The organism is Streptomyces sp. SolWspMP-5a-2, assembly GCF_900091845.1.
Taxonomy (GTDB): Bacteria; Actinomycetota; Actinomycetes; order Streptomycetales; family Streptomycetaceae; genus Streptomyces; species Streptomyces doudnae.
In genome coordinates this window covers 1-25,360 of the sequence record NZ_FMCI01000342.1, presented here as the reverse complement: position 1 = coordinate 25,360, position 25,360 = coordinate 1, and the positions used below count along the sequence as shown (strand labels likewise).

At 74.8% G+C, this 25,360-nt stretch carries 22 protein-coding genes; 9 read left to right on the top strand and 13 right to left on the bottom strand.

Features of this window, described 5'->3' with window-relative positions; translation table 11 throughout:
* The first annotated feature begins 224 nt into the window (after positions 1-224).
* Both GA0115242_RS33845 and GA0115242_RS33840 read left to right on the top strand, forming a co-directional pair.
* Positions 225-1,640, top strand: coding sequence for a DUF2252 domain-containing protein (locus tag GA0115242_RS33845; RefSeq protein ID WP_093835398.1), 1,416 nt, complete (start codon positions 225-227; stop codon positions 1,638-1,640).
* A 23-nt stretch (positions 1,641-1,663) separates the two neighbouring features.
* The gene (locus GA0115242_RS33840; RefSeq protein WP_093835396.1) at positions 1,664-2,077 is read left to right on the top strand and encodes an SHOCT domain-containing protein; all 414 of its coding nucleotides are present in this window, start codon (positions 1,664-1,666) and stop codon (positions 2,075-2,077) included.
* A gap of 32 nt (positions 2,078-2,109) precedes the next feature.
* Here GA0115242_RS33840 and GA0115242_RS33835 read toward each other — a convergent pair whose 3' ends face one another.
* The 3 genes from GA0115242_RS33835 to GA0115242_RS33825 all read right to left on the bottom strand — a co-directional run bounded on the left by GA0115242_RS33835 (position 2,110) and on the right by GA0115242_RS33825 (position 7,714).
* Complete coding sequence (locus tag GA0115242_RS33835) at positions 2,110-3,384, bottom strand: cation:proton antiporter (protein WP_093835394.1); 1,275 nt, start codon at positions 3,382-3,384, stop codon at positions 2,110-2,112.
* 322 nt (positions 3,385-3,706) lie between these two features.
* A complete protein-coding gene (locus GA0115242_RS33830; protein ID WP_093835392.1) occupies positions 3,707-6,418 on the bottom strand; it encodes a LuxR C-terminal-related transcriptional regulator in 2,712 nt (903 codons plus the stop codon).
* A 372-nt stretch (positions 6,419-6,790) separates the two neighbouring features.
* Positions 6,791-7,714 (bottom strand): NmrA family NAD(P)-binding protein, encoded by a 924-nt coding sequence (locus GA0115242_RS33825; protein WP_093835390.1) that lies wholly within the window; start codon positions 7,712-7,714, stop codon positions 6,791-6,793.
* A 121-nt stretch (positions 7,715-7,835) separates the two neighbouring features.
* On the opposite strand from GA0115242_RS33825, the gene GA0115242_RS33820 reads away from it, so the two are divergent.
* Positions 7,836-8,399 carry a TetR/AcrR family transcriptional regulator gene (locus GA0115242_RS33820; protein WP_093835388.1) on the top strand — a complete coding sequence of 188 codons (564 nt, stop codon included), beginning with the start codon at positions 7,836-7,838 and terminating at the stop codon, positions 8,397-8,399.
* A 57-nt stretch (positions 8,400-8,456) separates the two neighbouring features.
* Here GA0115242_RS33820 and GA0115242_RS33815 read toward each other — a convergent pair whose 3' ends face one another.
* The 3 genes from GA0115242_RS33815 to GA0115242_RS33805 form a co-directional block, all read right to left on the bottom strand.
* Positions 8,457-9,497 carry an LLM class flavin-dependent oxidoreductase gene (locus GA0115242_RS33815; RefSeq protein ID WP_093835386.1) on the bottom strand — a complete coding sequence of 347 codons (1,041 nt, stop codon included), beginning with the start codon at positions 9,495-9,497 and terminating at the stop codon, positions 8,457-8,459.
* A gap of 227 nt (positions 9,498-9,724) precedes the next feature.
* Positions 9,725-11,038, bottom strand: a complete 1,314-nt coding sequence (locus GA0115242_RS33810; RefSeq protein WP_093835384.1) for an NtaA/DmoA family FMN-dependent monooxygenase — start codon at positions 11,036-11,038, stop codon at positions 9,725-9,727.
* Between the two features lie 172 nt (positions 11,039-11,210).
* A complete protein-coding gene (locus GA0115242_RS33805) occupies positions 11,211-12,419 on the bottom strand; it encodes a S8 family peptidase (protein WP_093835382.1) in 1,209 nt (402 codons plus the stop codon).
* Between the two features lie 442 nt (positions 12,420-12,861).
* Here GA0115242_RS33805 and GA0115242_RS33800 point away from each other — a divergent pair, with 442 nt between their 5' ends.
* Positions 12,862-13,776 carry an SDR family oxidoreductase gene (locus GA0115242_RS33800; protein WP_093835380.1) on the top strand — a complete coding sequence of 305 codons (915 nt, stop codon included), beginning with the start codon at positions 12,862-12,864 and terminating at the stop codon, positions 13,774-13,776.
* A gap of 108 nt (positions 13,777-13,884) precedes the next feature.
* Here GA0115242_RS33800 and GA0115242_RS33795 read toward each other — a convergent pair whose 3' ends face one another.
* Positions 13,885-14,328, bottom strand: coding sequence for a DUF1772 domain-containing protein (locus tag GA0115242_RS33795; protein ID WP_093835378.1), 444 nt, complete (start codon positions 14,326-14,328; stop codon positions 13,885-13,887).
* Positions 14,329-14,418: 90 nt separating this feature from the next.
* Between GA0115242_RS33795 and GA0115242_RS33790 the strand changes: the two genes are divergently transcribed.
* The 3 genes from GA0115242_RS33790 to GA0115242_RS33780 all read left to right on the top strand — a co-directional run bounded on the left by GA0115242_RS33790 (position 14,419) and on the right by GA0115242_RS33780 (position 17,906).
* Positions 14,419-14,997 (top strand): TetR/AcrR family transcriptional regulator, encoded by a 579-nt coding sequence (locus GA0115242_RS33790; protein ID WP_093835376.1) that lies wholly within the window; start codon positions 14,419-14,421, stop codon positions 14,995-14,997.
* 532 nt (positions 14,998-15,529) lie between these two features.
* On the top strand, positions 15,530-15,991 hold the full coding sequence (locus GA0115242_RS33785; protein WP_093835374.1) for a Crp/Fnr family transcriptional regulator: 462 nt from the start codon (positions 15,530-15,532) through the stop codon (positions 15,989-15,991).
* Between the two features lie 184 nt (positions 15,992-16,175).
* On the top strand, positions 16,176-17,906 hold the full coding sequence (locus GA0115242_RS33780) for a sensor histidine kinase (protein WP_093835372.1): 1,731 nt from the start codon (positions 16,176-16,178) through the stop codon (positions 17,904-17,906).
* 36 nt (positions 17,907-17,942) lie between these two features.
* Here GA0115242_RS33780 and GA0115242_RS33775 read toward each other — a convergent pair whose 3' ends face one another.
* The 3 genes from GA0115242_RS33775 to GA0115242_RS33765 form a co-directional block, all read right to left on the bottom strand.
* Positions 17,943-18,626 carry a response regulator gene (locus GA0115242_RS33775; RefSeq protein WP_093835370.1) on the bottom strand — a complete coding sequence of 228 codons (684 nt, stop codon included), beginning with the start codon at positions 18,624-18,626 and terminating at the stop codon, positions 17,943-17,945.
* Between the two features lie 130 nt (positions 18,627-18,756).
* The gene (locus tag GA0115242_RS33770) at positions 18,757-19,149 is read right to left on the bottom strand and encodes an STAS domain-containing protein (protein WP_093835368.1); all 393 of its coding nucleotides are present in this window, start codon (positions 19,147-19,149) and stop codon (positions 18,757-18,759) included.
* Between the two features lie 204 nt (positions 19,150-19,353).
* Complete coding sequence (locus GA0115242_RS33765) at positions 19,354-20,187, bottom strand: PIG-L family deacetylase (RefSeq protein ID WP_093835366.1); 834 nt, start codon at positions 20,185-20,187, stop codon at positions 19,354-19,356.
* A 548-nt stretch (positions 20,188-20,735) separates the two neighbouring features.
* Between GA0115242_RS33765 and gdhA the strand changes: the two genes are divergently transcribed.
* Together gdhA and GA0115242_RS33755 are read left to right on the top strand one after the other, a co-directional pair.
* On the top strand, positions 20,736-22,070 hold the full coding sequence (gene gdhA / locus GA0115242_RS33760; RefSeq protein WP_093835414.1) for an NADP-specific glutamate dehydrogenase: 1,335 nt from the start codon (positions 20,736-20,738) through the stop codon (positions 22,068-22,070).
* 73 nt (positions 22,071-22,143) lie between these two features.
* Positions 22,144-23,052 (top strand): alpha/beta fold hydrolase, encoded by a 909-nt coding sequence (locus GA0115242_RS33755; protein ID WP_093835364.1) that lies wholly within the window; start codon positions 22,144-22,146, stop codon positions 23,050-23,052.
* Between the two features lie 33 nt (positions 23,053-23,085).
* On the opposite strand, the gene GA0115242_RS33750 is transcribed toward GA0115242_RS33755, so the two are convergent.
* The 3 genes from GA0115242_RS33750 to GA0115242_RS33740 form a co-directional block, all read right to left on the bottom strand.
* A complete protein-coding gene (locus tag GA0115242_RS33750) occupies positions 23,086-23,685 on the bottom strand; it encodes a hypothetical protein (RefSeq protein WP_176729963.1) in 600 nt (199 codons plus the stop codon).
* A 302-nt stretch (positions 23,686-23,987) separates the two neighbouring features.
* The gene (locus tag GA0115242_RS33745) at positions 23,988-24,653 is read right to left on the bottom strand and encodes a fasciclin domain-containing protein (RefSeq protein WP_093835360.1); all 666 of its coding nucleotides are present in this window, start codon (positions 24,651-24,653) and stop codon (positions 23,988-23,990) included.
* 408 nt (positions 24,654-25,061) lie between these two features.
* The coding region (locus tag GA0115242_RS33740; RefSeq protein ID WP_237549466.1) for a DUF5825 family protein at positions 25,062-25,360 on the bottom strand (299 nt) is incomplete at its 5' end.

Sequence of the window (25,360 nt, the reverse complement as noted above, 5' to 3'; positions counted from 1 at the left end):
ACCACCGCACCACACGCCTCGTGGGACCCGTCCGAGAGACATCTCCGGCGGGCGTTCCTGACGGGCGTCTCATGCGGGCGCGTCCGGCGGGCCTCTCCTGCGGGATCTCCGTCCGGCTCCGCCGATCCGGGTCACCCGGTACGGGTGAGGCGTGCGGCGCCGGACGGTGTGAGCATCGTCGCGGGGCCCCGGCCATGCGGGGCGACGGGTGAGGAGGCGGTGTCGTGACCAGGCACGGGACGACCACACCGGAGCAGCGGCTGACTCCGCGGGAGAGCGCCGCCCTCGGCAAGGCGGCGCGGGCCCGGGTCCCCCGCTCGCTGCACGGCGACTTCGCGCCCGCCGCGACCCGCGCGGACCCGGTGGATGTCGTCGAGAAGGAGTCCCGGAGCCGCGTCGAGGACCTCGTCCCGATCCGCTACGGACGGATGTCGGAGTCCCCGTTCCGCTTCTACCGGGGCGCCGCCGCGATCATGGCGGGCGACCTGGCCACCACACCGGACACCGGCCTGCGCGCCCAGCTCTGCGGCGACGCGCACATGCTGAACTTCCGGCTGCTGGCCTCCCCGGAGCGCCATCTGCTGTTCGACATCAACGACTTCGACGAGACCCTGCCGGGCCCCTGGGAGTGGGACGTCAAGAGACTCGCCGCCAGCCTGGTCATCGCGGGACGCGAGAACGGCTTCAGCAGCGCCGAACGCGCCAGGATCGTCCTCGCGGCCGTGCGCTCCTACCGGGAGCGGATGCGGGAGTACGCCGGGATGCGCCACCTCGACGTCTGGTACGCCAAGGCCGACGCCGGGCAACTGCGCGCGCTGGCCTCCGAGCGGCTGCCGCGGCGGGAGAGCAGACGGCTGTCCGCCGTCATGGACAAGGCGCGCACCCGCGACAGCCTCCAGGCGTTCGGGAAACTGACCGAGGTCGTCGACGGGGAGCGGCGCATCCGCTCCGACCCGCCCATCCTGGTCCGCGCGGACGACCTGCTGCCCGACTTCGAACGGCGGCGCACGGAGGGCATGTTCCGCGATCTCGTCTCCCGGTACGGGCGGACCCTCTCCACCGAACGCGCCCATCTGCTGCGGCAGTTCACCATGGTCGACATGGCCCGCAAGGTGGTCGGCGTCGGCAGCGTCGGCACCCGCTGCTGGATCATCCTGCTGCTCGGCAGGGACGGCGACGACCCCCTGCTGCTCCAGGCCAAGGAGGCCGACGAGTCGGTGCTCGCCCCCTACGCGGGCGCCAGCGAGTACGCCACCCAGGGACAGCGGGTCGTCGCCGGGCAGCGGCTGATGCAGGCGGCCGGTGACATCTTCCTGGGCTGGGAGCGGGTGCACGCGCCCGACGGCGTGGAACGGGACTTCTACGTACGGCAGTTGCGCGACTGGAAGGGCATCGCGGAACCCTCCCGCCAGGTGCCGCACACCATGGAGGCGTTCGGCGAGGTCTGCGGCGGGACGCTCGCCCGCGCCCACGCGCGGTCGGGGGACCGGATCGCCATCGCCTCCTACCTCGGTCGCAAGGACGTCTTCGACCGGGCCGTCGCGCGGTTCGCCGAGAGCTACGCCGACCAGAACGAACGCGACCACCAGGCGCTGCTCGACTCGGTCGAGGCCGGCCGGGTCAGCGTCCGGGCGGCCTGACGAGCAGCGACCGGAGGAGAACCATGAACGCATCCACGTACCTCGCGTACGACTACCCCCTCCTCGGGGCCTTCTGGACGATCCTGTTCATCACCCTCGCGACGATGTGGTTCATCCTGCTGTTCCGGGTGGTCGCCGACATCTTCCGCGACCACACCACGGGCGGTCCGGAGAAGACCCTGTGGCTGCTGTGCGTGCTGTGCCTGCCGTTCTTCGGGGTCTTCGTCTACGTCCTCGCCCGCGGCGGCGCGATGGGCGAACGCGAGGCACGCCGCAACGCCGCGCTCCACCGGGCGGCTGCCGCGTCCGCGGCCCACGAGGGCGGCCCCGCGACCTCCGGGGACCTGGACGAACTCGCCAGGCTCGCCGACCTCAAGGCCCACGGCGACATCTCGGAGGCGGAGTACGCGCACGCGAAGGAGAAGATCCTGCACTGACCCGGCCGCCGCGACCACCGCGCGGGCACGCGTCACCGTCCGCGCGGTGGTCGCGCCGTCAGCCCCCGCACGGGCAGTTCCCCGGCGCCCGGACCCTGCGCGGGTCCGGCCGTCCCGTCTCCCCGCCGCTTCCCGTAACGCTCGGCGAGCGGCCCCGACGTGAGGCCGTGCGCGACGACGCTGAGCAGCACCGTGCAGACCACCACCGGCACCACCTCGCGCGCGGCGTCCGGGGCCAGCTCCTCCACCGCCAGCAGGGCGAAGATCACCGACGCCAGTCCCCGGGGACCGAACCAGCCGACGAACAGCGCGGTGCCGCGGTCCAGGCCACTGCCCAGCAGCGCCACAAGCACCGGCACCATCCGCACCGCCGTCAGACTGAGCACCGCGTACAGCACCGCCTGCCACGACAGATGACGGAACCCCTCGGGCAGCACGACCGCGCCGAACAGCAGCCACACGAGCAGGGACAGCACGGCGGCCGACTGCTCGGCGAACGACAACTGCCACCGCGGAGCACCCCGGCGGTGCGCCGCGCCGAACGCCAGCCCGCACATGAACGCGGCCACGAACCCGTTCCCGCCCAGCAGGACCGCCGAGGTGTAGCTGAAGAGGGCCAGCGCGAGGACCGCCGCGCCCGCGAAGTCCTCGGCCGCCCATCCCCGGCGCAGCGCCGCGTGCAGCAGCCGTCCCGTGACCAGGCCGAGCGCCGTCCCGTACGCCAGCCCGATCAGCAGGTCCAGCAGGGCGCCCGCGGGACCCTCGTGGCCCGCCCCGCTCGCCTCGGCGGCGATCCCGGCCAGGGCCAGCACCACGAAGGGCGTGGCGACACCGTCGTTGAGCCCGCTCTCCACGTTGATCGCCCGGCGGATCCGCGCGGGGACCACCGGGTTCGCCATCATCGACGCGCCCAGCGCCGCGTCCGTGGGTGCCAGCGCGGCCCCGACGTAGAGCGCGGCCCAGAAGGACAGGTGCGGCAGCAGCGCGCCCGCGAGCAGCGCCCCCAGCCCGATGCACAGGGGCAGCCCGACGCCCAGCAGCCGCGCGTAGAGGCGCACGTCCGCGCGGACCGACGGGACCGAGAGGCGCGCCGCGTCGGTGAACAGCACCCAGGTGAGGGTGATCTCCGCGAGCGTCTTGACCGCCGACGCCGAAGGCGCCAGGTCCACCGGTCCGACGCCCTGGTGCATCAGCAGACCGAGCAGGACGAAGACGACGGGCGCGGTCAGCTCCGCCCTGGCGACGCGCTGCGCGCACAGACCCCACACGAACAGCGCCAGCAGGATCAGCGCAGACGTCGCGTTCATACCGTCCCTCTGTCTCGCCCCGCCGAGCACGTCCCGGCGGGAAGGGCCGACCCACCGGGCGGGGAGCCCTGCCCGATCGTTCTCCACGGACCGTGTCCGTCCGCGCGGGCCCGGGATCCCGATCAGCCCGTGCGGTCCGAGCAGCGCGGCCCGGCAGTGGATGTCGCCGATCGCGGTCCGGCCGTGCGGTCCGGGGATCGCGGTCCGACCGTAGGGGGCCGGGACCCTCCCCGCGCGGAACCGCGCCGGACCTGTCCCGTGGTCGACGGTCGCGGTGAACCGCGCCGGACCTCTCCCGTGGTCGACGGCCGCCGCGCCGGTCTCAGATCAGGTCCAGCTCACGGGCCCGGCGGACCGCCTCGCCCCTGCGGGTGGCGCCCAGCTTGCGGAAGATGCTCTTCAGGTGCGACTTCACCGTGTTGACGGACAGGAACAGGTCCTCGGCGACCTCCTCCGTCGACTTCAGCTGCGCCACCTGCCGCAGCACGTCCCGCTCGCGTCCGCTCAGCGGCTCGACGACGACGGCGCGGGCATCGGCGTCGGCACCCGCCGGGTCCGGCCGGTCGGCGGTGCCCGCCCCGGGGAGTCCGGCGCCGTCCGGACCCGCGTGCCCGCGCAGCACCCGGCCGAGCCACGGGCCGCACTCCAGGAACGGACGCCGCAGCCGTTCCGGCCCGGCGATGTCGAGGGCGCGCAGGGCCAGACGCCGTGCCGTCCGGGTCTCCCCGAGCCGCTCCGCGATCTCCGCCCGCGCCAGCACCGCGCGGACGACCAGCGCGGGGCCCTCGCCCGGGGCGACCGGGTGGGCGGCGAGCAGGTCGAGCGCCGAGGGGTGATCGCCCTGTGCGAGGCGCGCGCGGGCCGCGACGACGGCGCGCTCCGTACTGTCGGCGGAGACCGCGTCCAGCGCCCGGAGCGCCGCCGCCGGTTCCTGGTCAGCGAGGTGCGCGGTGGCTTCCGCGAGGGCGACGCGCGCGCCCACCCAGGGGGAGCGCACCCCCGCGGGGGAGCGGTCGTCGGCCTCGGCGAGGGCGCGCAGGCAGGCCCGCGTGTCCCCTTCGGCGAGCAGCGCGCGGGCCCGCATCGTCGCGACCCCCGACGTGACGAGCGGATCGTTGCCGTACCCGGCCGAGGACGCCGCCCGGCGCAGTGCGGTCCGCGCCGCGCCGAGCGCGTCACGCTCGACGGCGACGCCCGCGAGGACGAGGTGCGCGACACCGTCGCACCGCGCCACCGGCAGCCCGGCCCGCTCCGCCACGAGCACGGCGGAACGGGCGGAGTCCTCCGCGCGCAGGTACCAGCCGCTCAGGAAGTCGATCAGGGCGATCCGGCCGAGGGCCTCGTGCCGCGGGGCCGCCGTCTCCGGCACGTCCGGCAGGGCGACCGCCGCGGTCAGCGCCTCCCGGGCGGAGTCGAGGCGTCCGGCCCAGAGCCGGGCGGCCCCGAGGTTGGCCAGCAGCAGCGCGGACAGTTCGGGGTGCGGCTCCCGCTCGGCGGCCGGTACCAGGCGGCCGAGCCTCCCGGCCTCGAGGAACGCGGCCTCGGCCCGGTCCGCCGAGCCCAGCAGCCTGCTCGCCAGCACCCGCAGCAGCGCCAGGCTCAGCCGCGCCTCCACCCGGTCCTGGGGCCGTCGCCGCAGCTCCTCCTCCGCCCGCCGCAACTGGACGACGCCCGCGGCCACGTCGTACCGCGCGAGACCGCGGGCCGCGCGCAGCAGGTGCGCGGCGGCGCCGGGGACGTCGTCCGGCAGGCCCGCGAGGTCGGCGTCGAGACCCTGGCGGCCGACGTCCGTGAGCAGCCGCCCGACCGCCAGCGAGCCCACGAACAGCTCGGCGGCGGACGCCCACTCGCCCGCGGCGGCCGCGTGGGGGAGGGCGTCCGCGAGCCGCCCCGTCGCGCGCAGCCGCCGTGCCGCCGCGCACCGCAGTTCCCGTTCGAGACCGGGACACCGGGAGCGCAGCCGGGCCCGCAGGGCCCGCGCGAAGAGCGGATGGACGCGGTACCGGGACGGTCCGACGGCGCGCACGAAGGCGTTCGCCCGCTCCAGCTCCGCCAGCAGGCCCTCGGCGTCCTCGCGGCCGGTCAGCGCGTCGGCCAGGTCCGGTTCGACCTGCTCCAGCACGCTCGCCCTGAGCAGCAGGTCGCGGGCCGCGGGCGGCTGCGCGGCCAGCACCTCGCCCAGCAGGAAGTCGGCGACGGTCCCGTGTTCCGCGTCGAGGTCGGCGCGGCCCGTCGCCGGATCGTCGCCGCGCGCCGCCGCCAGGGCGTACAGCCGGATCCCCGCCGCCCACCCCTCGGTGCGGTCGGCCAGCAGTCGCGCCTGTTCGGCCGAGGGGCGCAGACCGTGGCGCACGAGGAGGGCGGCGGTCTCGCGCGGCCCGAAGGCCAGGTCGGCGGCGCGGACCTCGGTGACCTCCCCGGCGACCCGCCACCTGTGCAGGGCGAGGAGCGGCCGCGCCCGGCAGACCAGCACCAGCCGCAGCCCCTGTCCGGCGTGCCGCAGCACGAACTCCACCTGGGCGGCGACCTCCGGCGCGGTCACCCGGTCGAACCCGTCCAGCACGAGGAGGACGGGTTCGGCGCGGCTCTCCAGGTGGGCGGCGAGCCGGGCGAGCGCGGTGTCGTCGACGGCGGCGGGGGCACGGCCCGGCCGTCCGGTCCCGGGCGGCAGCGACACCCCGTGGTGGCGCATCGCCCCGAGCACATGGGCCCAGAACGGTCCGGGGGACGTGCAGCCCTGCTCCACGGTGAGCCACGCGCCCGCCCGGGGCGCCGGTCCGTGCCCCGCCCAGTCGGCGACACAGAGCGTCTTGCCCGCCCCGGCGGGACCGGTCACCAGCGTCAGCGGCCCGGCCGCCCCGGCCGTCAGCCGCTCCAGGAGCCGCGCTCTGCGGACGAACGTCGGCGGCAGCGGGGGGACGGCGAACCGGCTGACCAGGAGCGGTTCCGTGCCGTCCGGCGGGGCGTCGGCCGACGGGACGGGGTCACGGCGCGGCGCGCGGGACGCGGTGTGTCCTGTCCGTGTGTCGCCCATCCTGGCCACCGTGGCTCGATGCGTGCGGCGCGGGGACACCGCCCTGTACGCGGGGCCGGGCCGCATCTCCCTCGCGTCCTTCGGCCGACGTCCTGCTGTCGACATGTCTCCCTGACGACGTTACCGGGCACGCGGCCGACTCCCCACCGCAGACGGACGCGGCCCACGGGGCGAGCGAGGCGGACGAAGCGGACGAGGCGGACGGGGCAGAGGAGGCGGACGCAGCGGACGAGGCGGTGAGGTGGGTGAGGTGGGCGAGGCGGATGAGGCAGAGGGAGCGGACGGGCCGGGATGCCGCCGGGCCGGGTGCCGCCGGGCCGGGATGCCCGTTGGGCCGGAATGCCCGTCGGGCCGGGCCGGTCGCGCTCCGTCTCAGCTCCTCGGCGCCAGCTCCTCCCGGGCCCACTCCTCGAAGCTGGTGAGTTCGATGCCCAGCTCACGGGCGAACCGCGGCCTGGCGGGCTGGCCGACCTCGTCCATGAACGCGTGGCTCGCCCCCATGTCCCCCATCCCGGCGGCGCGGGCCTCCTCCTCGGTCATGTCCGGCGCCGACAACGGGACGCCCAGCGCGCGGGAGAGGATCGCGGCGATCTCCGTCATGGGCAGGTGGTCGCTGGCGAGTTCCAGCTCCACCTGGTGGAACTTGGCGGGCGCGGACAGCGCGGCGGCCGCGGCCCGGCCCACGTCCCTGGCCGCCACGAGCGCGAGGTGCGTCCCGGGCCGGATCACGGTGACCAGACCGCCCTCGACCCCGCGCGGGAAGTAGAACCGCGCCGACGGCTCGAAGTTCTCCATAAAGAAGGACGGCTTGAGCAGGGTCCAGCAGGGGAATCCGGACTCCCGCAGCCGCTCCTGGATCGCGGCCTTGGTGCCGAGCGGGACCTCCACCGCGGCCCACCGCCCCTCGGCCCAGCCGGGCGCGTCGACGTGCTGGCCCGCGCCGCTGGTCGAGGACTGCACGAACTGCTCGACCCCGGCGGCCCGCGCGACCGTCATCAGGTTGACCGCCTGGTCGACCTCGCCCGCGAAGTCGAAGCCCGTGCCGGTGTACGCGGGCATCTGCACCGAGAAGACGGCCCGCACGCCGTCCACGGCCGCGCCGAGGCTCCCCGGATCGCTGAGGTCGCCCACGGTCAGCTCGGCGCCGAGTGCCGCGACCGCGCGCGCCCGCGGTGTCCCCGGGTCGCGGACCAGGGCGCGGACCGGCGTTCCCGCCGCGAGGAGGGCGCGGGCGGTGGCCCCGCCCTGGCGGCCGGTGGCCCCGGTGACGAGGACCGGCGGGGCGTCAGTGCTCATGGGAATGTCTCCTCGGTGTCGCGACGAACAGAAACGGCGGGGCCCGCCGTTTCGCCTTCGCTAGAATATGGCGGGGCCCGCCACTTATCAACCACGGAACCACGGACCACGGGGAGAGACCATGACCGGCCAGCGCTCGGACGCCCGCCGCAACTACGCCCACATCCTGGCGGTGGCCGAGACCGAGGTGGCGGCGGAAGGGGCGCAGGCGTCCCTGGAACGGATCGCCCGCGTCGCGGGAGTCGGATCGGCCACCGTGCGACGGCACTTCCCGACCCGCAAGGCCCTGCTCGAAGCCGTCTTCAAGCAGCGCGTCCAGGCTCTCTGCGCCCGCGCGCACGCCCTGCGCGACGCGGCCGACAGCCGGGCCGCGCTGGTGGAGTGGCTGCGCGAACTGCTCGCCTACGCGCTGGCCGCGCGCGGTCTGGCGGACGTCCTGTCCTACGAGCCGCTCCAGGACGAGGCCGCCGAGGGCTCCTGCGCGACGGTCATCGGCGAGGCCGGGTCCGTCCTGCTGCGCAGGGCCGTCGACGACCGGGTCGTCCGGGCCGACACCGGGATCGACGACCTGCTCACCCTCGTCGTCGGCATCGCCCTGGCCACCGAGAACTACACCGACCCGGCGGCCCAGGCCGACCGCGCCTTCCGGCTCGCCGTGGAGGGCATCGCCCCCGCCGGCGCCTGAGCGGGGACCGCGACGCCTGCCCGGCTCACGGACGGTCCCGGGCGCACGGTCCTGGAGTCACCGGACCGCCCTGAGCGCGGGCGGTTCGGTGGGCCGCCAGCCGAGGCCGGGCGCGATCAGATGGCGCACGTCGTACAGGATCTGCTCGTACTCCTCGCGGCGGAACTCGTAGGGCAGCTCGATGCGCAGCTCCGCGACCCGCGCGACGACCGGGTCAGCGGCCAGGCGCTCCAGGATCTCCCCGGCGGTGCCGACCAGGTCGGGCGCGAACAGCGTGCGCGCGGGTCCCTGCGGCGCCAGGGTGCGCCGGTGCCTGCCCGCCGCCCAGGCGCGGTAGCGGGCGCGGGTGGCCGCGTCGGCGGTGTCGAGCGGGACGACGACCCGCCCGACCGCGGTCCGTGTGCGCGTCGTCCCGTCCAGTGCCTCCTCGTACGCGGAGAGCAGGCCGAGCTGCGCCGTGGTGAAGTCGTCGCTCCGCTCGCCGGAGACGACGTTGCCGGTCAGCAGGTGGAGCCCGGTCCGGGCCGCCCAGCGGGCCGAGCGCAGGCTGCCGCCGCCGTACCAGACGCGGTCCACGAGCCCGGCGGCGTACGGCTGGAGCCGGGGCCGCTGGGTGCTCCCCGGGGAGCGGATCACGGTGTCCCGGCCGCCGAGGTACTCCCCGCGCAGGTGGCCGACGACCCTGGCCACCCGGCCGTACGACAGGTCGAGGGAGCGCCAGTCCCCGTCGTGCACGAGGTCGCCGAGCAGCTCGGCGTGCGGCGTCCCGGTGCTGAAGCCGACCTGGAGGCGGCCGCCGGACAGCACGTCGGCCAGCGACAGGTCCTCGGCCAGCCGGAACGGGGTCTCCCAGCCGATGGGGATGACGGCGCACCCCAGCTCGACGCGCCGGGTGCGCTGTCCGGCCGCGGCGAGGAACACCGCGGCGGAGCCCACCCCGTGCTCCAGATGGCGCCGCCGGATCCAGGCGCCGTCGAAGCCCAGCCGTTCGCCGTACTCGAACAGGTGGAGGGTGTCCTCCAGGCCGGGAGCGGGGTCCTCGTCGGCGAAGCTGCCCGGGGTGAGGAAGGACAGTGCGGCGAGGGGAGTTCGGGTCATGCGGCGTCTCCTGGGGTCGGGGCCCGCCCCAACGCCCGCGGATCGGCGGCCCGTTGAGGGACGGTCCGGCGGAGCCCGAGGCGGGTCGGGCATCGGGTCAGCCCTCGGCGGAGCGGTGCCCGGTGCCATCGGGTCGCGCCGAGCGGGTCGGGGCTGGTCGGGGCGTGGCCCGGTGGACGGCCGTCGACCCGGTGGGCGGCCGTCCAGACCGGCTCCGTGCCGTGCGTTCAGTCCCGGGCGGGCGGAGCCACCCGGGCGGGGCGCGGCAGGCCGAGGTTCTCGCGCAGGGTGGTACCGGTGTAGTCCGGTGCGACGATCCCGCGGCGGCGCAGCTCGTGCAGCACGCCGTCGACGATGAAGTCGTGCTGGCGCGGATCGCCGAGGTCGCCCAGGGAGACCACGTCCAGCACACCGGCCCTGAACCGTTCCTCGACCGCGTCGGCGATCTGCTCGGGCGTGCCCGCCTCCGCCCAGTGGCCGGTGTCCTGGGCCGCGACGACGAGTTCGCGCAGGGTGCGTCCGGCGCGCGCGTACCCGGCGAAGATCTCGACCCGCCCGCGGCGGCCGTTGACCGAGGCGAGGTCGGGCAGCAGGCTCTCGGGGAGCCGCGCGTCGAGCGGCAGGCCGGACAGGTCGACCCCGCCGCCCAGCATGTCGGCCACCTGCGCGCGCCCGCGTTCGAAGTCGATCGCCTCGCGCCGCTCCCGGACGGCCCGGCGCGCCTCCGCCTCGGTCGCGCCGTACGTCGCGTGCAGGGAGGAGAAGACCAGCGGCAGCCCCTCCGGCCGCCCCAGACGGCGGGCCTCGGCCCGGATCGCGCGGGTGAACTCCACGGCGGTCTCCAGGGTGGGCAGCGAGGTGAAGACGATCTCGGCGTACCGGGCGCCCAGTGCCCGTCCCGCGGCGGACTGTCCCGCCTGCAACTGCACCGGACGCCCCTGCGGCAGCGGCGGGATGTTGAGCGGCCCGGCCACCTCGAAGAACCGGCCGCGGTGGTGGACGGGACGGACCCGGTCGCGGCGCAGCACCGCCCGCCCGTCCGGGCCGGTGCCGAGCGCGTCCGGTTCCCAGCCGTCCCAGAGGGCGTTGACGACGTCGAGGCACTCCGCGGCGCGCGCGTAGCGCTCCTCGGGGTCCGGGAGTCCGCCGGGGCCGAAGTTCTCCTCGCCGACCGCCGAGGTCACCAGGTTCCAGGCGGCCCGCCCCTTGCTGACGTGGTCCAGGGTGCCGAACATGCGGGCCAGGTTGAACGGGTGGTGGAAGGTGGACGAGACCGTGGCGATCAGGCCGATCCGCGAGGTGACCTGGCTCAGCGCCGAGACGAACACCAGCGGTTCCTGGGTGCCGATACCGCCCTGCGCGTCGAACCGCAGCAGGTCGGCGGTGAACAGGGCGTCGATCCGCGCGGCCTCGGCGAGCCGCGCCACGCGCACCGCCCGGTCCAGGGTGGAGCGGCGCGGATCGAGCGCCAGGTCGTAGGTCTCCGACGTGCCGCCCGCCCCGGTCACGGTCCGCAGGGTCCTCGGCTGTTCCGTGCTCACGTTCGTCCCGTCCCACCGGCGTGTGCGGTGTGTGTCAGCGGTCGTCCGACGGAGGCGCGGCGCCCGGACGGCCCCCGCCCGCGGTGTCGGACGGGAGCCGGCCGGCGCGGCGCGCCGGTTCCTGCGGTGCGCGCCGGGGGCGGGCGGTGCCCGGAACCCGGCGCGCACGGTTTCACGGAACGAGCTTCAGCAGCTTGTTGGGCGACCCGGTGCCGACGCCCGTCAGGACGCCGTCGGTCGCTCCGCCGACGAGGGCGGAGGCGACGGCCGCGGGGGAGGAGCCGGGGTGCGCGGTCAGGTAGAGCGCCGCGGCGCCGGAGACGTGCGGGGCGGCGAACGAGGTGCCGTTGCCGGTGTAGGTGGCGGAGTCGGAGGTGTTCCAGGCCGCGGTGATGCCGGAACCGGGGGCGAACAGGTCGACCGCCGAACCGTAGTTGGAGTAGCTCGCGCGGGCGTCCGCGCTGGTGGTGGCGCCGACGGTGATCGCGGCGGCGACCCGCGCCGGTGAGTAACCGGAGGCGAGGGCACCGGAGTTGCCCGCCGCTATCGAGTACGTGACGCCAGAGGCGATGGAGTTGTTCACGGCCGTGTCCAGCGTGGTGCTGGCGCCGCCGCCGAGCGAGACGTTGGCGACGGAGTCGGCGACGTGGTGGGCGGTGATCCAGTCAACCCCCGCGACGACGCCCGCGGTGGTCCCCGAACCGTCGTTGCCCAGCACTCGGACCGCTACGACCTTCGCCTTCTTGGCGACGCCGTAGGTGGTGCCCGCGGCGACCGTGGCGACGAAGGTGCCGTGGCCGTAGCCGTCCTGCGCGGTGGCGTCCCCGTCGACGAAGTCCCAGCCGTAGGAGGCCCGTCCGGCGATGTCCTGGTGCGTGATGCGCACGCCGGTGTCCAGGACGTACACCGTCGATCCGCTGCCCCCGTGGTCGGGGGAGGTGTAGGTGCCGCTCAGCGGGAGGGTGCTCTGGTCGATCCGGTCCAGGCCCCAGGGCGCGCCGGTCTGGGTGCCGAGCGTGTGCACCACCTGGTCCTGCTCGACGGAGGCGACGTCCGGGTCGGCCGCCAGCCGCCGGGCCTGGCCGCTGCTGAGGGTGGCGGAGTAGCCGTTGAGCGCCGAGGTGTAGGTGCGTTCGACGGTGCCGCCGTATCCGGTGATCAGGTCCTTGCCGCGTGCGGCGGTCGCCTTGAAGCCGACGTCGTCCTTGAGGGTGACGAGGTAGCTCCCGGGGACGGCGGTGGGGGATCCGGCGCCCAGGACCCTGCCCTCGGCGGGGGCGGCCTCGGCGGGCAACGCGGTGACGGCGGCGGCGAGGGCCGTCGCCGCCGCGGTGGCGAGGACGGCGGTGATCCCGCGCCGGACGCTGCGTACTGCTCTCATCGGAGGTTCCTCCTCGGTCGGGCGCGTGCCGTGGGGGACGGCCGCGCGCCGGGCCTGACGGGGCACCGGTGCGGTGCCTCGGAGCGACGATGTGCCCACTCCCGGTAGCCGGACAAGGGGCATCGCGAGACAGTCATGAACACGACATCGAGGGTCATGCGCGGCAACGCCACGGCAACACGCGCTTGACCAACGAGCCCTCAGCGCAAGGAAGTTGACACCCTTCCGGTTGCCTGTTGGAGGCGGCCCGTCCGTCCATGGCGGCGCTCCACCTTCGACGGGCACCGTCCAGCGCCCCCCGGTGCTCCGCTCACCGTGCCCCCCTCGCGGAGGGACCCTCTGAAGATCCCGGGAGAGAACACCGACAGAAGATGTCCGGATATCCCGGCAGCCTGGGCCGTGACACCAACATCGCCACGACACGTGCAACGGGAGGTCGGACATGTCCGGACCGCTGGAGAACAAGGTCGCCCTGGTCGCCGGGGCGACCCGCGGCGCGGGGCGGGGGATCGCCGTGGAACTGGGCGCCGCCGGGGCCACCGTCTACGTCACCGGACGCACCACCCGGCTGCGCCGCTCCGAGTATGACCGCCCCGAGACCGTCGAGGACACCGCCGACCTCGTCACCGCTGCGGGCGGCCGGGGCATCGCCGTCCCCACCGACCACCTCGACCCGGCCCAGGTCGCCGCCCTCGTCGACCGGATCGCCGCCGAACAGGACCGGCTCGACCTCCTGGTCAACGACATCTGGGGCGGCGAGCGCCTCTTCGAGTGGGACACGCCGGTGTGGGAGCACGACCTCGGCAACGGTCTGCGGCTGCTGCGGCTCGCCGTCGAGACGCACGCGATCACCAGCCACCACGCCCTGCCCCTGCTGCTGCGCCGCCCCGGCGGACTCGTCGTCGAGATGACCGACGGCACCGCCGACTACAACCGCGACACCTACCGGGTCAACCTCTTCTACGACCTGGCCAAGGCGTCCGTGCTGCGGATGGCCTTCGCGCTCGGCCATGAACTCGGGCCGCGCGGCGCCACCGCCGTCGCGCTCACCCCCGGCTGGATGCGCTCGGAGATCATGCTCGACGAGTTCGGGGTGCGGGAGGAGAACTGGCGCGACGCCCTCGACCGCGTCCCGCACTTCGCCATCTCCGAGCGCCCGCGCTACGTGGGCCGGGCCGTCGCCGCCCTCGCCGCCGACCCCGAGTCGGCCCGCTGGAACGGGAGTTCGCTCTCCAGCGGCGGCCTGGCCCGCGCCTACGGCTTCACGGACCTCGACGGCAGCCGCCCCGACGCCTGGCGCTACCTCGTCGAGGTGCAGGACGCGGGCCGCCCGGCCGACACCACCGGCTACCGCTGAGACCCGGCCCCGGTCGGAGCCGCCCGTGCCGCGCCGGTCGGGGTCGGCGCCGACGTTCCGGGCGGCCCGGGGTGCGCGCCGCGCCGCCCGCCCGTCCGGGGCGCGGGCTCAGGTCAGGGCGGTGACCAGCAGCGCGAAGGCGGCGACGACGACGGCGACGCGGACGCGGTGGAGGCGGTCCCAGCGGTCCGTCTGCCGCCGCCAGTCCGCCGGGGCGGTCTCGGCCGTCCACGTCCTGCTCCGGTTGTTGATCGGGACGAGCAGCAGGACGGACATGACCACGCTGACCAGGAGCAACCCGGCGGAGACGGCGACGAGGGCGGTGCCGTGCTGCCGTCCGGCGAGGGCCAGGACCGCGACCAGCGCGAGCGATCCGGCGTACCAGAACGGCATCACCGTGCCGAGCATCCGGCCCCCGCGGGCGCGGCCGTGCAGGGCGCCGTCGCCGGGCAGTCCGTCGAGGATCGGGTTGACGACGAAGGCGACCGAGAACTCCACCCCCACCATCAGCCCCACGACCACGGTGGTGACGACCTGAAGTGCGTCCAGCATGACGACCCTCCCGAGAGCTAGCGTTGCTAGATGATGAGGCAACGCTAGACCTGCTGCCGCTCGAATGTCTAGCGGTGCTAGGATCGGGGCATGTCGGTACAGGAACGCAAGGAGCGCGAACGGGCGGACCGCGAGCGCCTCATCGTGGCCACCGCCCGCGAACTCGCCGAACGGCAGGGCTGGGACGCGGTCACCACCCGCCGCCTCGCCGAGCGCATCGAGTACAGCCAGCCCGTGCTGTACAGCCACTTCCGCGGCAAGCGCGAGATCGTCGGCGCCGTCGCCCTTCAGGGGGCCGCGGAGCTGGCCGCCGAGCTGCGGACCGCGGCCGGCGGCGCCGACGGCCCGCGCGCCCGCGCCGCCGCCCTCGCCCGCGCCTACCTCGACTTCGCCGAGCGCAACCCGGCGGTCTACGACGCCCTGTTCCGGCTCGACGGCGGCCTGGCCTTCGCCGAGGAGGAGACCCCGCAGCCGCTGAAGGACGCCTTCGCCGCGCTGCTGGAGAGCCTCGGCGAGGTCGCCGGGGACGGCGTCCACCCGGGCCTGTTCACCGAGGTCTTCTGGGCGGCCCTGCACGGGCTCGCGACCCTGACCCGCGCGGGCCGCCTCCCGCCCGGGGACGTCGGACGCCGCGTCGACCTCCTGGTGGACCGCCTCGCCGTCCCCTGACGCGCCGTCCGCGCGACACCGGGGCGCACACCCACGACGCCGGGGTGGACATCCATGACGCGGGTTCGGTGACCTGCGACGCCGAGCCCCCAACTCCGTTTATAGGCCCAACCGTTCACGTCGGACCGTGCACGGCGGAGGGCTGGACGGCGCGCGATGACGGCGAGGCGGCGGAGTGCTGGACGACGCGATGACGGCGGACGGGCGGGCGGGCGGAGAGCGGACAGCCGAAAGCGGCCGCTGCCGGTACCGGTGCCGGTATCAGTGCCGTTGCCGCGTTGCCGCGTTGCCGCGTTGCCGCGTTGCCGCGTTGCCGCGTTGCCGTCTCCGTCTCCGTGGGGCCGGACGGTCCCCGACCCGGGCTTTCCCGGGGCCGAACGGCACCGGCGCGGCGGGGACCTCCGGCCGCCGGACGGGACCGGTCCGGCACCCTGCGGCGCCCGCCGTCGCACGGTGTGCTGGAACCGCGCACGAACACCACGCTTCTGCGCCACGCCGACCGGCGGAGCCGACGGACCGGAGGAGAGGCGCCATGACCACCACCCTGCTGGACGGACTGCCCGCGGCGAGCCGGGAGCGCATGCTGCGGCTCGCCGCCGAGGTGTCCTTCCCCGCCGGGACCCGCCTCTTCGAGGAGGGGCAGCGGGCCGATCGGTTCTGGATCGTCAGGACCGGCACCGTCCTGCTCGACCTGCACGTGCCCGGCCGCCGCGCCGCCGTCGTCGGGGCCCTGGGCCCCGGTGAACTGCTGGGCTGGTCATGGCTGTTCCCGCCCTACTCCTGGCATCTCGGGGCGCGGGCGCAGACCCCGGTGCGGGCGGTGGAGTTCGACGCGACCATCGTCCGCGCCCTGTGCGAGGCCGACCCGGTCTTCGGCCGCGCCGTCTCCCGGCAGGTCGCCGAGGTCGTGGCGGAGCGGCTCCAGAGCACCCGCACCCGCCTCCTCGACCTGTACGGGCCGCAGGGCGACGCGTCGTCCGGCCGACCCTCCTGACGGACGGCCGGAGGCACCGCCGCGCGGCCCGGTCCCGGCGAGGCACCGCGGCCCCGACCCGGTGGAGTCCGGCGCCCGGTCCACCCGTACCCTCGGCCAGCGGGCGTCACGAACCTCCGTCGCGCACCCACGCGGACGGATCACTCCGGTGGGGCGCCCACCCGGACGGAACGGGAGTGCGGCGGTGGCCGAGGCAGGCGCGAACGGTGGACGGCGGGCCGAACGGTCCAGCCTGGACGACCTGTTGAACGAGTTGCAGCAGCGGATCAACACGGTGCGCGGGACCCGGGAGCGGGTCCACGGCTTACTGGAGGCGGTCCTCACCGTCGGCCGCGAACTGGACCTGTCCCAGGTGCTGCGGCGGATCGTGGAGACCGCCGTGGTCCTCGTGGACGCCGAGTACGGCGCCCTCGGCGTGATCGGCGAGCAGGAGGAACGGCGGCTCTCCGCGTTCCTGACGGTCGGTCTGGACGACGCCCGGGTCGCCCGCATCGGCGCCCTGCCCCAGGGGCACGGCATCCTCGGTGAACTCATCCGGCACCCCGAGCCGCTGCGGCTGGCGGAGATCTCCGACCACCCGGCGTCCTACGGTTTCCCCGCCGGACACCCGCCGATGCACTCCTTCCTCGGGGTGCCGATCCGGGTCCGCGACGAGGTGTTCGGCAACCTCTACCTCACCGAGAAACGCGGCGGAGCCGCCTTCGACGCCGAGGACGAGACGGTGCTGGCCACCCTCGCCGTCGCCGCGGGCGTCGCCATCGAGAACGCCCGCCTCTACGAGGAGGCACGACGCCGCCAGCGCTGGCTGGAGGCGAACGCGGAGGTCACCCGCGCCCTCCTCTCCGGCGACGCCGAGACCCGGGCCCTCGAACTGATCGTGAGCAGCGCCCGCGAGATCCTCCAGGCCGACCTCGGCGTCCTGGCGCTCCCGATCCCCGGCTCGGACGAACTCCAGGTCGCCCTCGCCTCCGGCACCGGGGCCGAGGCCCACCGCGGCCTGGTGCTGCCCCGGGAGGCGTCCTTCATGGGGGCGGCCTGCGCGGGCCCCGACCCGATCACCACGCCCGACGCGAGCGACGACCCCCGGATCACCGCGGGCCCGCCGCGCTGGGAAGGACTCGGCCCCGCGGCGGCCGTGCGCATGGAGGCGGGCGACCGGGTGCGCGGCGTGCTGCTCCTGGCCCGCGCCGCCGGACGGCCGCTCTTCACCTCGGCGGAGACCGCGCCGCTGCGCGGCTTCGCCGGACAGGCCGCGCTCGCCCTGGAACTCTCCGACCGGCGCCAGGTCGGCGAACAGCTCGCCCTCTTCGAGGACCGCGACCGGATCGCCCGCGACCTGCACGACCTCGCGATCCAGCGGCTGTTCGCGACCGGCATGACCCTCCAGAGCACCGTCCGGTTCGTGTCACGGCCGGAAGGATCGGAACGCCTGCTGCGGGCCGTCGACGACCTCGACGAGACCATCAAGATCATCCGCTCGACCATCTTCGGACTCCGCTCGCGCGAACCCGGCGCCGCCGACGGGCGCGGGCTGCGCGCGCGGGCCGTCAAGACCGTCGACGACGCCCTGCCCGCGCTGGGTTTCACCCCGTCCCTGCGCATGGAGGGGCTGCTGGACACGGACGTTCCCGCCGATGTCGCCGACCACGCCGTCGCCGTGCTGGGGGAGGCGCTCGCCAACGTGGCCCGGCACGCCCGCGCGCGCTCCGCCGACCTCTCCCTCGTCGTCGGGTCCGGTGCGCTGACCGTGACCGTCAAGGACGACGGCCGGGGCGTCCCGGCGGGGGAGACCCGCCGCAGCGGCTTGCGCAACCTGTCGGAACGCGCCCTCCAGCTCGGCGGTGGACTGACGGTGGAGACCCCCGAGGGCGGTGGGACACGGCTGACGTGGCGGGTCCCGCTGCCCGGCGACTGAGCGGCGCCGACGCGACCGACCCGGCCCCCGCCCCGGTCAGGTGGGCGGCGGCCGGTGCTGGGAGGCCAGGACGGCGGCCTGGACGCGGCGCTCGACGCCGAGCTTGGCCAGCAGCCGGGAGATGTGGTTCTTGACCGTCTTCTCGGACAGGAAGAGCCGCTTGCCGATCCGGCTGTTGGTGAGCCCCTCGCCGATCAGCGCCAGGATCTCCCGCTCACGCGGCGTCAGCCGGTCGAGGCTCTCGCCGCGCGGGTCGGGCGAGGTCTCGGCGCCGCGCAGGTTGTTCATCAGCCGGGCGGTCGTGGCCGGGTCGAGCATCGACTGCCCGGAGGCGACCGTCCGCACGGCGGTCACGAGGTCGGACCCCTTGATCTGCTTGAGGACGTACCCGGCGGCGCCGGCCATGATGGCGTCCAGGAGCGCGTCGTCGTCGTCGAACGACGTCAGCATCAGACAGGCGAGCCCCGGCAGACGGTCGCGCAGCTCGCGGCAGACGGTGATGCCGTTGCCGTCCGGGAGGCGGACGTCGAGGACGGCCACGTCCGGGCGCAGGGCGGGGCCCCGGGCCAGTGCCTTCGCGATGGTCCCGGCGTCGCCGACGACCTCGATGTCGGGCTCGGCGTCCAGCAGGTCGTGCAGGCCGCGCCTGACCACCTCGTGGTCGTCGAGGAGGAAGACCCGAACCGGGTTGCGCTCCGAGAACTCCCGTATGCCGTCCATGACGCCCCTTCGTCCGGGTTCCTGCCGGGATCCTCGCCGAGGCGGGGCCGTGGCGCATAGGGCCGAACGGCACCATCGGGGCGGCGGACGTCATCCCCAACTCCCGTGCGGGGCAGCGGTGATGGGACCGTCACCGGCCCGATCCGCCGCGCGCGGGACGGGGCGGGGCGGTCACCAGCTCGAAGACGCCGCCGAGGCCCGCGGCCCGCAGCAGCCTGCGCAGGCTCGCGCTCTCGGTGACCAGCCGCAGGCGGCCGTCGCGGGCCAGCACCCGGTTGCGCGCGCGGCACAGGACGCCGAGCCCGGCGCAGTCGATGAAGCCGACCGCGCGCAGGTCGAGCACCAGATCGGGGTGCGGGCGTGCGGTGAGCGCGTCCAGGCGGTCGGAGAGCGCGAACGCGGTCAGCACGTCGATCTCGCCGTGCAGCGCGACGACGGTCGCCGTCCCGGACGCGGCGGGGTCCGTGCCCGGCCGCGGTGCGACGGGGTGGTCCGCCGCGAGGGCGGAGTCCTGCTCGGCCATGAGGAGAGCGAACCCCGAGCGCGGGTCGGCGCGGTAGGGCCGACCGGCCCCGGCACCCGGACCGTGCGGGGCGCACCACCGGGTCCCGGGGTCCGCCCCGGCCGGGACCCGGACCGGAGGACGAGCCCGGTGCGCCGCCGCGCGGGCCGCACCGCCGGAACCCGCCCCGCGGCGCGGCCCACGGGGAGCGCGCGGACCGCCGGGTCAGCGCAGTCCGGCGAAGAGGTCGTCCTCGGGGAGGGCGGCGCCGGTGGAATCCTTGACACGCACGAACGTCTCGACGCCCATGAAGTCGGCGAACTTCTCCTTGCCCATCTTGAGGAAGAAGATGTTCTCGCCCTGGCTGGCGTGGGCGGCCAGCGCGTCGAACTTCTGCCCGCTGTACGGGGTGGTGTCCACCCAGGTGGTCACCTCGTCGTCGGGCAGGCCGATGTCGGCGAGCGCGGCGGCCTCGGCGGGGTCCGGCTCCGGCATGTCGTCGCCGAACTCCCGCATGACCTCACCGAACCGCTGCATCATCGAGCGCGGCATCGTCGTCCAGTACACCTTCGGCGTCAGCGAGGTCATCTCCAGCGCCGCCATGGTGATGCGGTGGGCCTGGATGTGGTCGGGGTGCCCGTAGAAGCCGTTCTCGTCGTAGGTGACGACGACGTCGGGACGGTAGTGCCGCATCAGCTCCGCGAGCCGGGCGGCGCCCTCCTCCACCGGGGTCCGCCAGAACGACCCGGGGGCGTCGTTGGTCGGCCAGCCGGTCATCCCGGAGTCGGCGTAGTCGAGCATCTCCAGGTCGCTGATCCTCAGCACCGCGCAGCTCGACTCCAGTTCCTCGCGGCGCATCGCGGCGACGGCGGCGGGGTCGTGTCCGGGCTCGCCGGGCTTCACCCCTCCCGGTCCGTCGCCGCAACCGCCGTCGGTACAGGTGACGAGGACGGTCCGCATGCCCTCGGCCGCGTACCGCGCCAGCACGCCGCCGGTTCCGGTGGCCTCGTCGTCGGGGTGGGCGTGCACGGCCATGAGCGTCAGGGGGCGGTCGGTCATGGAGCAGTCCTCCTGCAGAAAATGAGCAAGGAAAATATTCCCGCCAGACGGCACTGGCGTGAAAAAGTTTCGCCAAATTTTACGCTGAAGGCGCCGGACTGGCTGAATTGGATTGCCCTGCCAGAAGCGCGACACCCCTCACCCGGCGCACTATATCCTGACCCGTCAGCCCTCAACTCGGCGCGCGAGCAAAGACCCTTTGACCTGCGGTTTCCCCTGTCTTATCGGGTTCCCGCGCGATGGTCACGGCGACAGCGGGCAGTTCTTCCGGCACTCCTCGATAAAACGGTGGATCTCGATCGCGCCGTGCGGTATATCACCGCTGTGGCGCCATGAATGCTCGCCGTTCCCGCGCGGTCGGACCGGAAATGCGGCCACCCGCCGGGCCGCGCGGGTGCCGCCTGCGGGTGGGCCGGGTGTCCACTCCGTGGACGGCGGGGCCGCGGCTCTCGGCGCCGACCGGCCCGCCTGACACACTGCCGTGACCCGCACACACGTCGTACCAGGAGGTATGTCCCGTGACCCTCTCGCACCCGCCGTCCGGCGAACTGCGCCTGACCGCCGATGTCTTCGCGGCTCTCGTGGCCCGCGACCCCGGGCAGGACGTGTTCCACCAGGCGGCGCTCGAGGTTCTGGAGTCCCTGGAACCGGTGCTCGCCCGCAGGTCCGACTACGTCGCGCACCGCGTCCTCGAACGGCTCTGCGAACCGGAACGGCAGCTGCTGTTCCGGGTCCCGTGGGTGGACGACGCAGGACAGGTCCGGGTGAACCGGGGCTTCCGCGTGGAGTTCAACTCCGCCCTCGGACCGTACAAGGGCGGACTGCGGTTCCACCCCTCGGTCAACCTCGGCATCGTCAAGTTCCTCGGCTTCGAGCAGATCTTCAAGAACGCGCTCACCGGGCTCTCCATCGGCGGCGGCAAGGGCGGCTCCGACTTCGACCCCAAGGGCCGCTCGGACGCCGAGATCATGCGGTTCTGCCAGTCGTTCATGACCGAACTCCACCGCCACCTCGGCGAGAACACGGACGTCCCCGCCGGGGACATCGGCGTCGGCGGCCGGGAGATCGGCTACCTGTTCGGCCAGTACAAGCGCATCACCAATCGCTACGAGTCCGGGGTGCTCACCGGCAAGGGCCTCAACTGGGGCGGCTCGCACGTCCGTACCGAGGCCACCGGCTACGGCACCGTCTACTTCGTCGCGGAGATGCTCGCCGCCCGCGGCCTCGACCTGGACGGCAGGCGGGTCGTCATATCCGGCTCGGGAAACGTCGCCGTCCACGCCGCCCGCAAGGCCCGCGAACTCGGCGCGACGGTCGTCGCCCTGTCCGACTCCGGCGGCTACGTGGTCGACGAGGACGGCGTCGACGTCGACCTGGTCAGGGAGATCAAGGAGATCCGGCGCGGCCGCATCAAGGAGTACACCCAGGCGCGGCCTGGCGCCCGCTACGTCGAGGGCGGCTCCGTCTGGGACGTCCCGTGCACGGTGGCGCTGCCCTGCGCCACCCAGAACGAACTCGACGAACCCGCGGCCAGGACCCTGCTCGGGCACGGCGTCGTGGCGGTCGCCGAGGGCGCCAACATGCCCACCACCCCGCGCGCGGTCCGGCTCCTCCACGAGGCGGGGGTCGCCTTCGGGCCGGGCAAGGCCGCCAACGCCGGCGGTGTGGCCACCTCGGCGCTGGAGATGCGGCAGAACGCCTCCCGCGAGGCGTGGACCTTCGAGGAGACCGACCGGCGGCTCGCGGCCATCATGTCCGGCATCCACTCCACCTGCCGCGCGACGGCCGAGGAGTTCGGAGCCCCGGGCAACTACGTCGTCGGCGCCAACATCGCGGGCTTCCTCAAGGTCGCCGACACCATGCTCGACCTGGGCGTCATCTAGAGCCCGGAAGGCGCCGGGGTCCGTCCGCCCCGGGAGAGGTTAGGGTTACCTAACATCTCTGGACGGGGGCGGCATGGCGGGGGAACGGGACGGCGGGCGGCGGGCCGCGTGGGACGCGCCGGGGCACAGCCAGGGCGCGCCCGGCTTCGCGCCCACCCGGGACGGCCGCCGTCTCGCCCTCCAGCGCCGCCCGGCCGGCGGGGACGGCGCGGGACCCACGGTCGTCTTCGAGGGCGGGCTCGCCGCCGGACGTTCCTGGTGGGCCGCCGTGCAGCGGGAACTGGGCGACGCGGCGCCGACCGTGGTCTACGACCGCGCCGGACTCGGCCGCAGCGCGCCCGCCCCCGGCTCACGCCGCCTCGACGCCCTCGCCCGCGACCTCACCGACCTCCTCGGCCACCTGGAGCCGCTCGGCGCGGGCCCGTTCGTCCTGGTCGGCCACAGCTGGGGCGGGCCCGTGGTGCGTCTCGCGGCGGCCGAACGGCCCGACCGGATCGCGGGGCTGGTCCTCGTCGACCCGGCCGACGAGTCCTGCCCGCTGCTGCTGTCGCCCGGGATGCGCCGCCAGGAGCGGGCGGGCCAGCACCTGAGCATGCTCCTGGCCCGTGCCGGACTGCTGGGTTTCGTCCACCGCTCCCTGACCTCGGCGCTGCCCCCGGACGCTGCGGCCGACCTGCGGGCCGAGGGCTTCACGGTGGCGGCCATGCGCACCAGGGCCCGCGAACTGGAGGACACGCAGGGCGACTTGCGCCGCCTGCTCGACGCCCCGCCCGCGCTGGACGGCGTCCCGCTCACCGTCGTCTCGGCGGGCCGCACGTCGCCCGGGATGACGCGCTCCGTCCGGGAGGCGGCCACGGCCTCCCACGCACACCGTGCGCGGCAGTCCCCGGGCGGTCGGCACGTCGTCCTGCCCGGGGCCGACCACATGGTGCCGGCGAGCGCGCCCGGAGCGCTCGCCGCGGAGATCCGCGCCCTGCTGTGACGGGCCCGTGCACCGGCGCGCGGCGCCGACCGGTCAGCGCAGCCAGGGCGTGCGGCGGACCACCGGGAGCATGGCCCAGATCCGGCCGAGACCGAGGACGTCCCCGGCGGAGACGGCGGCCAGCGCGATCAGGACCAGCGCGTAGACCAGGTGGTAGTCGGCGAACGGGTTGGTCGACATGCTCGGCGAACCGTCCGCGAGGTGCCGCGCTGGCGGCCACTCGGCGACCCACATGAGCCCCGTCATCAGCGTGCCCGCGACCGCGGCCGGGCGCAGCGCGATACCGGCGGCGAACGCCACCCCGATCCCGAGCAGCCCCAGCATGAACAGCCAGTCCACCCAGGCCGCGCCCGCCCAGGCGTGGAAGGTGGACCGCATCGGCCCGGCGGACACCCCGGCGAGGAAGCCCCCGGCCGGGGACCCGCCGTCGACCCAGCCCTTGCCCGCGGGGGTGGCGTAGCCGAGCCCGAAGGTCTTGTCGAGGAAGGCCCACAGGAAGACGAACCCGGTGACCACGCGGAGCGCCGCCACGGCGCAGGCCCGCGCGAGGCCGCCGTCCGGGAGCGCGGACCCGGTCGCGGGGGACGGCAGTCGCAGGCCCCGGCTCCGGTGCGGCGGGTGGTGAACGGTCACGGTGGTGATCCCTTCGGCGAGGAGCTGAGGCGTCGTCCCGGCGGGTCCGACGCACCTCATCCTCCTCCGGCGGCGGTCCTCGCCACCGGATGCCGAACGTCCGCGCGGGCGGGGCCGATCGGCCCTCTTCCGCGGCCCCCGTCGGCCGCGCCCGCGGGCCCTCCCGGCGGCACGGCGGCGACCCCGGGGCCGGGCGCGTCCCCGTCGGCGGGTCGCCGTACGGGAGAGCGCGCGCGGTCCCCGGGGTCGCACCGGGTCCGTCCGTCCGGCCCGCCCCGGTCACGGGGGAGCCGGCGCTGCGGTCAGGAGGACGGGGAGGTCGAGGCCGAGGGGGTGGTCATCATCGGCGGGATGAGGACCCCGTCGAGGAGGTAGACGGTGGCGTTCTTGGTGGCGATCCCGCCGCAGGCGATCGGCGTCTTGTCGTTCACCTTGTACGAGTCGCCGGAGCCCGAGGTGGTGAGCTTGCCGCCCTCCAGCGTGGTGAAGTCGCCGTGGGCCAGCTCGGACTTGGTGATCTTCTTGTCCTTGATCACGTGGTACTCGAGGACCTTCTTCAGCTCCGCCTTGTTGGCCAGGAGCGCGTTCTTCTTGACCGTGCCGAGCTTGTTGAACGCGTCGTTCGTGGGCGCGAAGACGGTGCTGCCCTTGAGGTCGTTCAGCGTGCTCGCCAGATCGGTCTTCTTGATGGCGTCGGCCAGCATGGACAGTTTCGGGTTCTTCTCGACCGCCGTGGCGACGCGCTCCTTGGCCATCTCCGCGGAACTCCCGTCACCGCTGCTGGGCAGCGAGGAACATCCGGGTCCGAAGGGCTTCTCACTCGTCGACGGCGACGCGGACATGGTGTCGCTGGGGCTGGGCGTCATGCTGTCTGCGGACGCCTGGGGCGCCAGGATGCCCAGGGAGAGCGGGAGGCTGAGGGCCGCCGCCGCTGTGAGGGCGGTGGTACGGATTCGGGCGGACTTCATACCGGTTCCTCGTTCCTTGGCAGGGAGGGGGTTCAGGTCCCCGGGAGAGGGTTCGACTGACTGCCGCGCGGGTCCCCGCGGGGCACCGCATACCGGTCGGGTGTGTGCACCGCACCGGCGGACCATCGATTCCGTTGTCGATCGAGCCGATCACCATTCAAGCGCGGATCGCCCGGCTCGGCATCCGGAGCCGGACGGACCCACGACGGCGCGGCCCGCCTCCGCTCCCTGCGGGGAGTCCGGGACAGGGGCGGCGCCGGTCGGCCGTCCGGCGCGGCGACCGGCGCCCCGGCGGCGGCAACAGGCCGACGGAGCAAGGCCGTTGGGGACGCCGGACGCCGTAGGGGACGGTGCCGGTGGCACCGTCCCCTACGGCCGTACCCGTGCCAGGACCGGGCCCCTCCCGGTTCAGATCACCAGCGGCGCCTCCGACCAGCGGCGGACCCGGTAGGGGGCCCACCAGAGGTGGTCGCCGAAGCGCAGGACCAGGGTCTCGGCCATCAGGTCGGCCAGGACCGGCTCGGGGACGGTCCCCGCGTGCGCACCGTCGGCGAGGCCCGCGACGGCCGCGTGGTACTCGGGCTCGTCGATGGTGAACCGGCGCAGCTCGCCGTAGCGGCGGTCGCGGACCTGGAGGAAGCCGGGGCCGTGCCGGTAGACGCACTTGCAGATGTAGTAGGTGGTGCGCCAGGCCAGCGCCGTCGCCG